Here is a 13,633-nt window from a genome sequence, read left to right as displayed (position 1 = left end):
TCCGCTGCACCGGCTAGAGTCGGGAGTCGTTATGACGAAAAGAACTTCCGGCGACAATCCTGAACCGCAGCCGGTCAAAGCGGTTCCCCCGGCCCTGCGCGTGGGTGGTGCGTTCATCGCACTGGCCATCGTGCTCGCACTGTGGACGTTCCTCGAGGTCGTCCTCAACGGCTGGATGGCGCCGTTCCACGTGACCACGCGCTTCCTGCTGATCTGCGTCGCCGCCATCATCATCGGTGGCTCCGCGACCTCGGGTCGGACCCAGTACGTCACGATGGGGCGGGTGGTCACACTCGGTGTCGCCCTGACCCTCATCGTCCTGAGCCGGGTACTGCCCAACGCCACCTTCATGGTGATGGGGCAGTACTGGCTCCCCTCCTACGCGATCGTCTCCCTGCTTGCGGGGCTGATCATCAAGCGCCAGATGATCCCCGCCGGCTAGGCGCGTTCGTCGATCCAGGGCAGGCCGCTACCGACCGCGTCCGCGATGTTGTCGAGACCGTGGGCGTGGATCTGGGCCGCCACACCCCTGTGGATGTCCCGGATCCACCAGGGTCCGCCGTAGATGAAGCCGGTGTAGCCCTGGAGCAACGCCGCACCCGCGGTGATCCGTTCCCACGCCTGCTCGGCGGTCTCGATGCCTCCCGCACTGACGAGAACCAGCTTCCCGCCGACCCGCTCGTGCAGCCTGCGCAGTACTTCCAGCGACCGCGCGGCCACCGGGGGGCCGGAGACACCGCCCGCACCCATCTTCTCGACCTTCGCGGCATCGGTGACCAGCCCCTTCCGGGAGATGGTCGTGTTCGTGGCGACAATCCCCGCGAGCCCGAGCTCCACGGCGAGATCGGCCACCGCGTCAATGTCCCCGTCGCTGAGATCCGGCGCGATCTTCACCAGGACCGGGGTATCGGCGACCTCCATGACGGCCTGCAGTATCGGGTGGAGCGACTCCACGGCCTGAAGGTCCCGGAGTCCCGGCGTGTTGGGGGATGAGACGTTGACCACCAGATAGTCCGCGAGTCGTCCGAGCATCTTCGCCGAAGTCCGGTAGTCCTCCACCGCCTCCTCGGCGGGAACGACCTTCGTCTTGCCGATGTTGATGCCGATGACGTCATCGAGCCTGCGCCGGTGCAGGTTCCGGGCGACTGCAGCGGCACCGTGATTGTTGAAACCCATCCGGTTGAGGATCGCGCGGTCCGACCGGAGACGGAACAGCCGGGGCTGGGGATTGCCCGCCTGCGGAGAGGCCGTCACGGTACCGAGCTCGGCGTACCCGAACCCGAGGGCCCCCCAGGCGTCGGCGCAGGAGGCGTTCTTGTCGAAACCGGCGGCGAGGCCCAGCGGCTGGGGGAACTCCACGCCGAAGACCTCCTGCCGGAGTACCGGGTCAGAAACTCCGAGGGCCTTCCCGAGCAACCGGTTGGTGCGGCCCATTCCGTGGAGCACCTGGAGTCCGTTCATGATGTAGTTGTGGATGCGCTCGGGGGGAAGGGTGAACATCGCCCTCAGCGCGAGGTTGTACAGGGGGCGTGACGGTAGATCGGACAAGGTTGATCCTCAGGCTCGGTGGGTCGGAATGGGGGGACGATCATGGGGCGGGTGCGGTGCACCCCGGGGACCATCCTACGACGGTCGGTGGGCCGTTCAGGCGGTGCCGGAGACGTCGAGAGCATCGTGGCGGGCGGCGGAGTCGACGACCTGGATTCCGTCGGAACCGACGGCGATGAGGTCCCCGGAGGCGGTCATCCCGAGCCCCCGGACATCAGCGGTGGAACGGAGTGACCCGACGGCCACGGGCACTCCCTCGGCCACGGAATACGCCGTGATCTCGTTGTTCGCGGTATCCGAGACCCACACGACCTGATCAGGACTGTCCCAGGTCAGTGCCCAGGGACTGGCTCCCGCGGTCGCCATCTGGTGCAGCATGATGACGGGGCTCACGGTGTAGACCAGCAGCTGTCCGCCCCGGGTGTCGGAGGCGAACACCACCCCGGTGCCGGGTTCGCCCGCGCTCATCCGTCCCACGCCCAGGCCGGCGCGCAGCGCTGCCCCCGGTTTCGAGTTGGTCCAGTCGACGCCGCTGATCACGGTGTTCCCGCGGTCGATGACGACCGCGCGGTCGGATTCGTCCGACACGGGGACCGCGATGAGCTGGTCCACGGAGTCCTTGATGTCGATCGTGGCATCGGTCCGGGATACGCCGGATTCACCGGGGGAGACCACCAGTACCTCGCCCGCTCCGGACGCGCCCGCCAGGATCCTCCCGTCGCCGGTCAACGCGGCGGTGGTGACCGGTACCGGCACCCGGATGTCCTCCGGGGAACCAGGGGAGGCGGCGTCGTACAGACGGATGACGCCTCCGCCATCCCCGTCGGGGCACGCGAGGACGAACCTCGTGTCCCGCACCGACAGAGGTCCACAACCGGCCGCGACATCGACATCGGTGTAGTCGCCGGTCGCGAGTTGCTCCGCGGTGCCGATCCCGAGATGCTCCCCGGCCCGGACAGCGAGTACGTCACCGTCCGCGACGGCGAGATCCGTGAGCTCCGACTCCGCGAGGGCACCGGGTACCCGGAAGGTCCGTCCGTCCGGGTTGTCGGCGGGCGGTGAATCCGCGATCTTCGCCTCGGTGAGCTGTGGGAGTGCGGATTCGTCGACGGGGGACGGGGCGCTGTTGCAGGCCGTGGCCGTGACGGCTGCGGCGGCGAGCACCGCGATCAGGACAGGACGTGGGGTAGACACACTGGGGACGTTACCAGAGCCTCCGGGCGCGCCACCGTTCCCGGGGTGACGCAGGAAACACCAGTTCAGCACCCACCTTCGGGCGGTCGGGGATCAGAGTGAGACCTCGTCGAGCGCGTCCCTGATCGCCCGCGGCAGGCCGGCCGTGAGTCCCTCGAGGACCTCATCCAGTTGGGCCACGGTCCGTACGCCCACCACCGCGGAGGTGACGGCACCGCGTTCCCGGAGCCAGGCTATGGCCGCCGCGGCCGGCGAGATATCGAGCCCGTCCGCGGCGGTGCACAGTGCCTCGACGACGGTCGCGCTCCTCGGTACCAGCAAGCCCTGGACCTCCGCGTCGTGTTTCGGTGACGCCCCCCGGGAACCGGCGGGAATACGCTGCCGGTACTTGCCCGTGAGCACACCCTGGGCGAGCGGGGCGGCGGCGAAGAAACCGACCCCGAGATGTTCGGCGGCCGGGATGAGTTCCTCCTCGGAACGCCGGTCGAGAAGACTGTATCCGGCTTGTGCGGCGATGATCGTACGGTGACCGCACACCGCGTGGGTGACGGCCAGCTGCCAACCGGAGTATCCGCGGACGCCGGCGTAGCGGGAACGGCCGGTACGCACAGCCCAGTCCAGTGTTTCGGCGACCTCCTCCGGCGGGGTTCGGGGATCCCAGAACCCGACGCTCCACACGTCGACATGGTCTGTTCCCAGGGTCGAAAGGCTGCGGTCGAGTTGGGCCATCAGGGCCCGCCTGGAGCAGTCGACCCTTCGGCCGAGGGGAAGGGTGGGGTCGACCCCGGACGAAGAGGAGAGAACGACCTGACCACGATCGACCGTACGACGGCGCAGGAGGTCACCGAGCAGTTTCTCCGCGACGCCGTCGGCGTAGGCCGGGGACGTGTCGATCAGCGTCCCGCCCGCGTCGATGAATGCCCGGAGGATCGCCCCGGTGTCCTCCGCCGGAGTCGCGTCCCCCCAGGTTGACACCCCCAGGCCCAGTTCCGAGACCCGTAGTCCGCTCGTACCCGCCGTATTCTCTCTCACGGGCACCACCCTAGCGGTCGCACGGAGTACGGTGTGGTGCGTGAGTCTGATGAGTTTCCTCGCCGGCATGATGCCCGGCCGTCCCCAGGTGTCCCTGTCCGCCGCGGAATCCCCGCTCCGGAACGCAGCCGAAGTGCTGCGCCCCCTGCACGCGGCCGGGGCCACCGACGCCGCGGCGGACCAGATGAGCTGGACACAGACCGTCGTGCTCTCCGTGGTGCAGGGGTTGACGGAGTTTCTCCCGGTGAGCTCCTCCGGGCACCTCCGGATCGTGAGTTCGCTGCTCTTCGGCCAGGACGCCGGTGCGTCCTTCACCGCCGTCGTCCAACTCGGCACCGAGGCCGCCGTGCTGGTCTACTTCGCCAGGGACATCTGGCGGATCGCCACCGGCTGGTTCAGGGGACTCGCCGACAGGTCCAGACGGGGGCTCGACTACCGGATGGGCTGGATGGTCATCATCGGTACCCTGCCGGTCGGGATCATCGGCTACCTCGGTAAGGACCTGATCCGGGACAACCTGCGGAACCTGTGGATCACGGCCGCGATGCTCGTGCTCTTCAGCTTCGTGTTCATCGCGGCCGAGAAGTGGGGGAACAAGAGGCGTTCCTTCGGTGACCTGACCCTCCGGGACGCAGTGATCATGGGTTTCGCGCAGTGCCTGGCGTTGATCCCCGGCGTGTCCCGGTCCGGCGGCACGATCTCCGCGGGCCTGTTCCTCGGGCTCGACAGAGAGGTCGCGGCCCGATTCTCCTTCCTGCTGGCCATTCCGGCGGTTCTGGCCTCCGGGCTGTTCTCGCTGCCGGACGCCTTCGCGCCGGAGGCCGGTCAGGCGGCCTCCGGCGCACAACTCGCGGTCGGAACCGGTATCGCCTTCGTGGTCGGCTACGCGTCCATCGCCTGGCTGCTGAAGTTCGTCTCGACGCATTCCTTCTCCTGGTTCGCCGCCTACCGGATCCCGGTGGGAATCGTCGTCATGGGACTGCTCGCGGCAGGTGTCCTCCAGGCGTGATCGACCGGGTTCTCCCGGGTGCAGGGGGCGCATCCCTCGGCCTCCGTAACCCGCGCTAGAGTTGTCCCCATGCATTCCTGGCCCGAACCCGAGGTCCCCGTCATCGGGGGAACCGCAGTACCCCTGAAACTGTTCGACACCGCGGACGGGGTGGTCCGCCCGGTCGCAGTCACCGGTGAGACCGCGGGCATCTACGTCTGCGGCATCACCCCCTACGACTCGACCCATCTCGGACACGCGGCCACCTATCTGACCTTCGACCTGGTCAACCGTCAGCTCAGGGACAACGGCCACGCGGTCCGGTACGTGCAGAACGTCACCGACGTCGACGACCCACTGTTCGAGCGCGCCACCCGCGACAACGTCGACTGGCGGAAACTCGGGACCGAACAGACGGACCTGTTCCGATCCGACATGACCACCCTCCGCGTGATCCCGCCGACGGACTTCATCGCGGTCACCGACATCGTCGACGAGGTGATCGATCTCGTCTCCACCCTGCTGGACAACGGAAGCGCGTACGCCCTGGACGACGAGTACCCGGACATCTACGCCTCGCTCGACGCGACCCCGCATTTCGGCTACGAGTCGAACTACGACCGTTCCACCATGATGAGGTACTTCACCGAGCGTGGCGGAGATCCGGACCGGCCCGGGAAGCGGGATCCGATGGACGCCCTCATCTGGCGTGCCGCGCGCCCGGGCGAGCCCGCCTGGGAGGCCCCCTTCGGCGCGGGACGACCCGGTTGGCACATCGAGTGTGCCGCGATCGCGGTGAACCGGCTCGGTTCCCACTTCGCGGTCCAGGGTGGCGGCACCGACCTGATCTTCCCGCACCACGAGTACAGTGCCGCGCACGTCGAGGCCGCCACCGGTTCGGAGCGGATGGCCGGACATTACGTGCACAGCGGAATGATCGGGCTCGAGGGAACGAAGATGAGTAAATCCCTGGGCAACCTCGTCTTCGTGCACAGGCTCACCGCGGCGGGTCATGAGCCGGAGGCGATCCGGCTCGGGGTCTTCGCCGGCGGTTACCGGAGTGACCGCGACTGGTCGGAGCAGGTTCTCGCGGATGCCGAAAACCGGCTCTCCCGGTGGCGATCCGCCGCGACCGTGGCCACCGACACCGCCGCCGCCGAGGATGTCGTCCAACAGGTCCGCGTGGCGCTGGCGGACGACCTGGACACGCCCCGGGCCCTGTTTTCGGTGGATTCATGGGCGGCGACGACCCTGTCCGGACGCCACGCCACCGAGGGGCCCACCGGCGCCGGAGACCTGGTTTCCCGCGCCCTCGATTCCCTGATGGGGGTCCGGCTCCTGCCCGCAACACACTGACCGGCCCGGACGCAACGGGCCGGAGGGTCGGGCCGACCCGGACGGCGCGACTGGTACACAATGGGGGCATGACTTCCACGCCCATCAGCCAGCAGTTCAGCCCTGTCGTCGATGAGTTCATCGACGACCTCGAGACCTTCGCGACCGGTTCCTATCTCGGCAAGGACGAGAAGGAGTTCTGGGAGCAGCCCTTCGACCCCGCGGTACTCCCGGAGCTACGCCGGATCATCGACGGATTCCTCAACGAACTCGACCGCCTTCCGGACCCCCCGGACGCGGACGCGGTGACCGCGGTGATCACCCGCTTCATCACCGCGGTGGAGACATTCAACGCCCACCACGGCGACGCCGTCATCGAACCCGAGGAGTTCGAGGAGCTGAACTCGCTGATCACCGGGGCGGTCACGGCTACCGGCTTCACCCCGCCCGAGACGGAGGAAGCCGAGGACGGTTTCGAGCTTCCCGCATTCGACTAGGGGAGGGGGGACCCACCGTGACCAACCCGAATCCGCCCGCGGCGGACAATTCTCCCGCCGCCGTCATCTGGGACATGGACGGCACACTCACCGACACCGAGCCCCTGTGGGCGATCGCGACCTACGAGATGAGTGAGCGAATGGGCCGCCGGCTGACCGTGGAGAAACACGCCGCGACGATGGGCGGGACATTCGACAACACGTTCCGGGTGTGCGCCGAGCACGCCGGCATCACCCCGGCCGCCGCCGCCCGCGACCGGTACCGGAGGATTCTCTTCGACCGGGTCGCCGAACTGTTCTCCGAACGCCTCACGCTCAATCCCGGTGTCCGGGACATCCTCGACGGGCTCCGCGCCCGGGGCACCGCCATGTACGTCGCGACCAACACGCCCCGCGAGCTCGCGGACCTCGCGATCACGGCCGTCGGGCGTGACTACTTCGCCGACACAGTCTGCGGTGACGAGGTGCCGCGGGGCAAGCCCGCCCCGGACATCTACCGGGAGGTGGCGAACCGCGCCGGAGTGTCACCCGGGCAGTGTCTGGTCTTCGAGGACTCCCCGACGGGCATGACCGCCGCACGCGACGCGGGGTGCCGCGTGGTCGGGGTTCCCGGACCCGCCGGGGACGGACCACCGGATGTTCCCACGCTCGGGGAACTGACCGGTGACCCCGGACTCACCGGGGCTGATTTCCGGGGCGTCGATGTTGCCGCGATCGACGCGCTCTTCCGGTCCGTCACCCCCACCCCTGCGCCATGCGGCGGGCTGGATGTGCAAGAATGATCGGCGTGAAAGACTTCGACTCCCTCCATGCAGAACTGCTCTCCCGTGCCGCCGAACGCCCCGAAGGCTCGGGAACCGTGGTGGCCCTCGACGCGGGTATCCACGCCCAGGGGAAGAAGATCGTCGAGGAGGCCGCGGAGGTGTGGATGGCCGCCGAGTACCAGTCGGACGAGGAACTCGCCGAGGAGATCTCGCAGCTGATGTACTGGACCCAGGTCGTGATGGTCGCCAGGGGCCTCAAACCCGAGGACGTCTACAAACATCTCTGACCCCGCAACCTCACACCGTCCACCACCCACCCCTGAAGGATTCCCGGGAAAACCATGCTCAAAGTAGCTGTACCGAACAAGGGCTCACTGTCCGAATCCGCCGTCGAGATCCTCTCCGAGGCCGGATACACCGGCCGTGGGGACAGCAAGGCGCTCACCGTCACCGACCGCGCGAACAACGTCGAGTTCTTCTTCCTCCGGCCCAAGGACATCGCGATCTACGTCGCGAACGGTCAGCTCGACCTCGGAATCACGGGTCGGGATCTGGCGGCGGATTCACTCGCCGACGTCCAGGAGGTCCTCCCCCTGGGCTTCGGGAGTTCCACCTTCCGCTATGCGGCTCCCGCGGGGGAGACCTGGTCGGTCGATGACCTCGACGGCAAGCGGATCGCCACCTCCTACCCGAATCTCGTCCGTGAGGATCTCGCGACCCGCGGGCAGTCCGCCGAGGTGATCCGCCTCGACGGGGCCGTCGAGATCTCCATCCGCCTCGGAGTCGCCGACGTGATCGCCGATGTCGTCTCCACCGGCCGGACGCTACGTAAACAGGGCCTCGAGCCGTTCGGGGACCCCCTGGTCTCATCGGAGGCGGTCATCGTCGGACGTGCCGGTGAGGAGGTCACGCCGGAACAGCGTGTGCTGCTCCGCCGTATCGAGGGCATTCTCCACGCGCAGAACTACCTCATGCTGGACTACAACGTGCCCCGTTCCCTCCTGGACGCCTCCACCGAGATCACCCCCGGTATCTCCGGGCCGACCGTGTCCCCGCTGGCACTGGAGGACTGGGTCGCCGTTCGTGCGATGATCCCGCGGAACAACGCCAACGACGTGATGGACGAGCTCGCCGAGCTCGGTGCACAGGCGATCCTCGCCTCGGAGATCCGGATCGCCAGGCTCTGACCCCCGGAAGAACCGGGTGTCGTACGAACCCCCGCATCAGCTGCTGACGGTGCGGGGGTTTTCGCTGTCCGATACATCCACCCGAATCGGACGGGCGCCCCCGTCGGAACCGCCGACCCGATCTGAAGGAAATGATGAAGCCTCACCGGGATGGGGGTGGCCGGATTCCGGATGCGCGTTGATCCCGTTCCCGTTCCCCTGCCACCTCCGTGCACGGGTGCGGCGCGTTGCAGTGCAGTAACGGGGGCTCCATTCCATTTCCGCGCCGCCGGCCGCCGCGCTCCGTGAGCAGGCGGGGCGGCCGACGGACGGACGTACCGGAACGTCATTATGCTGGGGACCTGAGCGGCTCCTGCCGCACCAGGATCCTGTCCAGTAGAGAGGTGGCACGACGATGGCCAAGTCATCAAAGCGCAAATCAGGCACCCGGAAGACCGGAAAGGAGGATGATTCCGCGGTATCCGCGGAGAATACGGCTCCCACCCCGGAACCGGAGGCTGCCGCCCGCAAAGTCCCCGACAACTCCGGTGCCCGAGCCGGTCGCACGGGCGCCGGTACCCGTACCGAGGTCGATCTGCTCGGGGAACTCGAGATACCCGATGAGGCGTACTACGGCGTGCACACCGTCCGGGCGATGGAGAACTTCCGGATCTCCCGGACCACCGTCAATGACGTTCCCGAGTTCATCCGCGGGATGGTCCAGGTCAAGAAGGCGTGCGCCCTCGCGAACAGGAGGCTGCACACCCTGCCCGCGGACAAGTGCGATGCCATAGTCTGGGCCTGCGACCAGATCCTGGTGGAGGGGCGGGCGATGGACCAGTTCCCTCTGGATGTCTTCCAGGGCGGTGCGGGAACCAGTCTGAACATGAACACCAACGAGGTCATCGCGAATCTCGCCCTCGAGTACATGGGTGAACCGAAGGGCTCCTACGACATCATCAACCCGAACGATGACGTCAACATGAGCCAGTCGACGAACGACGCCTATCCCACGGGTTTCCGGCTCGGCGTCCACTACGCACTGAATGACCTGATCGAGGAACTCGATGAACTCCAGGCGGCGTTCGCCTCGAAGGGACATGAGTTCATGGACATCCTGAAGATGGGCAGGACCCAGCTCCAGGATGCGGTACCGATGACGCTGGGGGAGGAGTTCGCCGCCTTCGCCCACAATCTGGCCGAGGAGAGGGTCGTTCTGCGGGACGCCGCCGAGCGACTGCTGGAGATCAATCTGGGGGCGACGGCGATCGGCACGGGCGTCAACACGCCGGCCGGTTACCGGCACCAGGTCACCGCCTCGCTCTCCGAGGTCACCGGCCTGGAGATGAAATCCGCCAAGGATCTCATCGAGGCCACGAGTGACTGCGGCGCCTACGTCCACGCCCACGGCGCGGTGAAGCGGGCCGCGATGAAGCTGTCGAAGATCTGCAACGATCTGCGGCTGCTGTCCTCCGGGCCCCGGGCGGGGTTGAACGAGATCAACCTCCCCGCGCGGCAGGCAGGTTCGTCGATCATGCCGGCCAAGGTCAATCCGGTGATCCCCGAGGTCTGCAACCAGGTGTGCTTCAAGGTCTTCGGCAACGACATCACCGTCACCATGGCCGCGGAGGCGGGCCAGCTCCAGCTCAACGTGATGGAGCCGGTGATCGGTGAGTCCCTCTTCCAGTCGATCCGGATTCTCCGGAACGCCGTGGAGACGCTTCGCACCAAGTGCGTCGAGGGCATCACGGCGAATGAGGACGTCTGCCGGGCGTACGTCGACAACTCGATCGGAATCGTGACCTACCTCAACCCGTTCATCGGCCACCATAATGGTGATCTTATTGGTAAGGAGGCCGCCGAGACCGGTAGATCCGTGCGGGAACTCGTCCTCGAGAAGGGGCTCATGGACGCCGAGACCCTGGATCAGGTGCTCAGCAAGGAGAACCTCATGCATCCGGTGTTCCGGGGGCAGCTCCACCTCGATCGTTAGGACCCGCGCCACGGTATCGGACACCCACCCCCGCCATTCCGGCGGGGGCTTTCCGATGTTCCGGTGAAGGTCCGCGGAGCACCGTTCATCGACGGCCCCAAAGGTATGTTTAATGGAGTTTTAAGACGTCCCGCCGGACGATCGGCGACAATCCACCAGGAGCACAGGTCGTGATTCTCGCACTGCAGATCATCATCGTCGCGGCCGCTGTCATACTGGGGGCACGACTAGGTTCCATAGGAATCGGTCTCGCCGGTGGGCTCTACGTGCTGCTGCTCGGACTCACCGGTATTGAGTTCGCCTTCGCCGACATCCCCTTCGACGTCATCGGCATCATCATGTCCGTCGTCGCCGCCATCGCCGCCATGCAACGTGCCGGGAGATTGGACTGGTTGGTCGTACTGGCGGAGAAACTACTGCGCAGGAATCCCAGGTACGTCACCTATCTCGCGCCCGTGGTCACCTACACCATGACGCTCCCGGCGGGCACCGGACACACAGCCTTCTCAACGCTCCCGCTCATCGCGGAGGTCGCGAAGGAGCGCCCCTCGCGTCCGTTGTCGGTCGCCGTCGTGGCGTCCCAGATGGCGATCACCGCCTCACCGATCTCCGCGGCCGTCGTTTTCTTCGCATCGATCCTCGAGCCGCACGGGATCGGGTATCTCCAGTTGCTCGCCGTCGTGATCCCGTCGACGTTCCTCGCCGTGTTCCCGACCGCGTTCGTCGCCAACCGACTGGCCGTCGATCCGGACAAGGACCCCACCTACCGTGAGCGCCTCGAGAAGGGCCTGATCAAGGCACCCGAAGCGAGGGCTGCGAAGGAGGCGCCCCCGCGGCGAAACGCTCCGTGTGGCTCTTTCTGACGGCGATCGTCCTCGTCGTCACCTACGCGACCGCCATCTCCGATCAGGTCGGACTCGTCACCGAACCCACGCTGCCGAGGAATGAGGCGATCATGTCCCTCATGCTCGCCTGTGCGACGGCGGTCGTCGTGCTGTGCCGGATTCCGGCGGACGAGATCCCGGGCACCCAGGTGTTCCGCGCGGGTATGTCGGCCTGTGTGTGCGTCATGGGCGTCGCCTGGCTCGGTACGACCCTGATCAACGCCCGTCTCGACAGCATCCGACAGGCTTCAGGGGACATCCTCTCCCGAACCCCCTGGCTGCTCGCGGTGGTCCTCTTCTTCGCCTGCGCCCTGCTCTACTCCAGGCGGCCACGACCAGGACGCTGATGCCTGCAGCACTCGCCATCGGTGCCCCTCCGCTCACCGCGGTCGCGTCCTTCGCCGCCGTCAGCGCGCTGTTCATCCTGCCGACCTACCCGACACTGCTCGCCGCCGTGGAGATGGACGACACCGGATCGACGAGAATCGGCAGATACGTATTCAACCACCCGTTCCTCCTCCCGGGGACGCTCTGCATCGCGCTGGCGGTGGCACTGGGGTTCCTCTTCGGTTCGGTCATCCTCTGATCCCGGGGCCGGTCCCGGGGTGCGGACCCACCGGGTCCGCCTTTTGGGGGAGGAACCGATTTCCCCTGTGCGGTGGAGGTGGTGGCCGGTGGGTGTTCCCTAACGTCAGGGTATGACCACGACACGGACAGACAACGAATTCCAGATACGGGGCCTTGAGGTGCGCTACGGCGCGGACCGGGTCGTCCGGGACATGAACCTGAGCGCCGCACCGGGGCGGGTCACGTGTGTGCTCGGCCCCAACGGCGCAGGTAAGACGACGACGTTGCGTGCGGGCCTCGGTCTCGTCCGCAGGCATGCGGGCGAGTGCCAACGCCCGGATCGCACGAACGTCCTGCTCGACGACGGCGGCCTCATCCCCGGACTCACCGTCCGCCAGCACGTCACCGCGCGGGCGCTGTCCGCCGGAGTCCCGACCGGGTGCGTGGACGACCTCATCGACACCGTGGGAATGTCCGGGGCGGCGGCGATGAAGATCGGGAGGTGCTCGATGGGGATGAAACGTCGTACGGCCCTGGCCGCGGCACTGGTGGGGGATCCGCAGCTCGTGGTCCTCGACGAACCTTCGGCGGGGCTCGACCCGGAGGGCATCAGATGGCTCGGTACCCTGCTGCGCGGCCTCGCCCGGCAGGGTGTCGCGGTTCTCACGACGACCCACCACCTCGCTGAGGCCGCCGCCATGACCGACGACGTCGCCGTCATCGCCGGCGGCACGCTGCGGTTCTCCGGCCCCCTCGAGGAAATGACGTCCGGAACCACGAGCGGGAGCCTCGACGACGCGTTCTTCGCGCTGACCGGAGGAGAAGCCCGATGAACACCCTGCGTGCACAGCTCTACACCGCGACGAAACTGACGCCGGTGCGGGCATCCTGCGTGCTCACCCTCATCGCCATCGTCTTCAGCTGTGCGGCGACCTGGGCGCTGCCGGTGCTGCTCGCCCACATCGATCTGGGTGCGGCGGCCCAGGATGAACGGGTCGCCGCGGCACTGGAGGCGGCCAGTCCGGGGTCGGATCAGCTCCAGCGTGGCGCCTTCGATGTCTTCGCGTCGACCAGCTCGGACGTACTCACCCTGCCGCAGCTCACCGTCATCATCAGCGGTGTTCTCATCGGGACCACGGCGATCCGGTACGGAGCGGTCTGCTGGCAGGTAGTCGACTCGTCGCGGACCCGGGTCAGCACATCGATTCTGTGCACCTCGGCTATCGTCGCCGCCGCGCCCGCCGTCATCGGCGCACTTCTGTGCTGGCCGGTATCGGTGGTGGCAATGATGCTCCACGGCGTGGATCTCGCCGTCGGTGTCCCTGACCTCCTTCTGCTCCAGGTGCGGGGGATCGCGGTGCTGACGCTGGTGGCGGTGTCGTGCGCGGGACTCGGCCTGATTCTCCGCAGTCTCGGCCGGACGGCGGCGGCGATCGCGGCGATCGCCGTGATCGAGTTCCTCGTCTCCGCTGTAGCGGCTCTGACGGGACAGGGAACCCGGGTGTTCGGCTGGCTTCCACTGCAGTCGGCGAGGATGGCGATCGGGCTGTCGGATCCGACCGGAGATTTCCCTTCCCTGGCGGGCATGGGCATCGTCCTGGGATGGACGGCCCTCGCCGCGGGTCTCGGCGTGGTCAGGTTCCACCGATACAATCTCCGGTAACC

General features: G+C 67.2%; 13 protein-coding genes and 1 pseudogene. 11 read left to right on the top strand and 3 right to left on the bottom strand.

Features of this window, described 5'->3' with window-relative positions:
• The first annotated feature begins 31 nt into the window (after nucleotides 1-31).
• On the top strand, nucleotides 32-442 hold the full coding sequence (locus tag JIM95_RS00550) for a hypothetical protein (protein WP_200257528.1): 411 nt from the start codon (nucleotides 32-34) through the stop codon (nucleotides 440-442).
• Here JIM95_RS00550 and JIM95_RS00545 read toward each other — a convergent pair.
• From JIM95_RS00545 to JIM95_RS00535, 3 genes are all read right to left on the bottom strand, one after another.
• The gene (locus JIM95_RS00545) at nucleotides 439-1,548 is read right to left on the bottom strand and encodes a quinone-dependent dihydroorotate dehydrogenase (protein WP_267164531.1); all 1,110 of its coding nucleotides are present in this window, start codon (nucleotides 1,546-1,548) and stop codon (nucleotides 439-441) included. The two genes, JIM95_RS00550 and JIM95_RS00545, sit on opposite strands and share 4 nt — an antisense overlap.
• A 96-nt stretch (nucleotides 1,549-1,644) precedes the next feature.
• A complete protein-coding gene (locus JIM95_RS00540; RefSeq protein ID WP_200257526.1) occupies nucleotides 1,645-2,742 on the bottom strand; it encodes an NHL repeat-containing protein in 1,098 nt (365 codons plus the stop codon).
• Between the two features lie 93 nt (nucleotides 2,743-2,835).
• Nucleotides 2,836-3,774 carry an aldo/keto reductase gene (locus JIM95_RS00535; RefSeq protein WP_248702924.1) on the bottom strand — a complete coding sequence of 313 codons (939 nt, stop codon included), beginning with the start codon at nucleotides 3,772-3,774 and terminating at the stop codon, nucleotides 2,836-2,838.
• A 184-nt stretch (nucleotides 3,775-3,958) separates the two neighbouring features.
• Here JIM95_RS00535 and JIM95_RS00530 point away from each other — a divergent pair, with 184 nt between their 5' ends.
• The 10 genes and pseudogenes from JIM95_RS00530 (at nucleotide 3,959) to JIM95_RS00485 (ending at nucleotide 13,631) form a co-directional block, all read left to right on the top strand.
• Complete coding sequence (locus JIM95_RS00530) at nucleotides 3,959-4,783, top strand: undecaprenyl-diphosphate phosphatase (RefSeq protein ID WP_200257774.1); 825 nt, start codon at nucleotides 3,959-3,961, stop codon at nucleotides 4,781-4,783.
• A gap of 69 nt (nucleotides 4,784-4,852) precedes the next feature.
• Nucleotides 4,853-6,118, top strand: coding sequence for a cysteine--1-D-myo-inosityl 2-amino-2-deoxy-alpha-D-glucopyranoside ligase (mshC, locus tag JIM95_RS00525; RefSeq protein ID WP_200257521.1), 1,266 nt, complete (start codon nucleotides 4,853-4,855; stop codon nucleotides 6,116-6,118).
• Nucleotides 6,119-6,186: 68 nt separating this feature from the next.
• Nucleotides 6,187-6,594, top strand: a complete 408-nt coding sequence (locus tag JIM95_RS00520) for a hypothetical protein (RefSeq protein ID WP_200257519.1) — start codon at nucleotides 6,187-6,189, stop codon at nucleotides 6,592-6,594.
• Between the two features lie 17 nt (nucleotides 6,595-6,611).
• Nucleotides 6,612-7,376: an HAD family hydrolase gene (locus JIM95_RS00515; RefSeq protein ID WP_248231514.1), complete on the top strand. Its 765-nt coding sequence runs from the start codon at nucleotides 6,612-6,614 to the stop codon at nucleotides 7,374-7,376.
• On the top strand, nucleotides 7,373-7,645 hold the full coding sequence (locus tag JIM95_RS00510; protein ID WP_200257517.1) for a phosphoribosyl-ATP diphosphatase: 273 nt from the start codon (nucleotides 7,373-7,375) through the stop codon (nucleotides 7,643-7,645). The genes JIM95_RS00515 and JIM95_RS00510 overlap by 4 nt, the downstream gene beginning before the upstream one ends.
• Nucleotides 7,646-7,699: 54 nt before the next feature.
• Nucleotides 7,700-8,545 carry an ATP phosphoribosyltransferase gene (gene hisG, locus JIM95_RS00505; RefSeq protein ID WP_200257515.1) on the top strand — a complete coding sequence of 282 codons (846 nt, stop codon included), beginning with the start codon at nucleotides 7,700-7,702 and terminating at the stop codon, nucleotides 8,543-8,545.
• A 394-nt stretch (nucleotides 8,546-8,939) separates the two neighbouring features.
• Complete coding sequence (aspA, locus tag JIM95_RS00500; RefSeq protein ID WP_200257513.1) at nucleotides 8,940-10,517, top strand: aspartate ammonia-lyase; 1,578 nt, start codon at nucleotides 8,940-8,942, stop codon at nucleotides 10,515-10,517.
• Nucleotides 10,518-10,690: 173 nt separating this feature from the next.
• Nucleotides 10,691-11,987 (top strand): annotated as a pseudogene (locus JIM95_RS00495) (anaerobic C4-dicarboxylate transporter).
• Between the two features lie 112 nt (nucleotides 11,988-12,099).
• On the top strand, nucleotides 12,100-12,801 hold the full coding sequence (locus tag JIM95_RS00490) for an ABC transporter ATP-binding protein (protein ID WP_200257511.1): 702 nt from the start codon (nucleotides 12,100-12,102) through the stop codon (nucleotides 12,799-12,801).
• Complete coding sequence (locus JIM95_RS00485; RefSeq protein ID WP_200257507.1) at nucleotides 12,798-13,631, top strand: hypothetical protein; 834 nt, start codon at nucleotides 12,798-12,800, stop codon at nucleotides 13,629-13,631. The genes JIM95_RS00490 and JIM95_RS00485 overlap by 4 nt, the downstream gene beginning before the upstream one ends.
• Nucleotides 13,632-13,633: the final 2 nt, after the last annotated feature.

Source organism: Corynebacterium antarcticum, from assembly GCF_016595285.2.
Classification (GTDB): domain Bacteria; phylum Actinomycetota; class Actinomycetes; order Mycobacteriales; family Mycobacteriaceae; genus Corynebacterium; species Corynebacterium antarcticum.
Note: the sequence above shows the minus strand (reverse complement) of the source record. Positions and strands in the feature narration are given on the sequence as shown.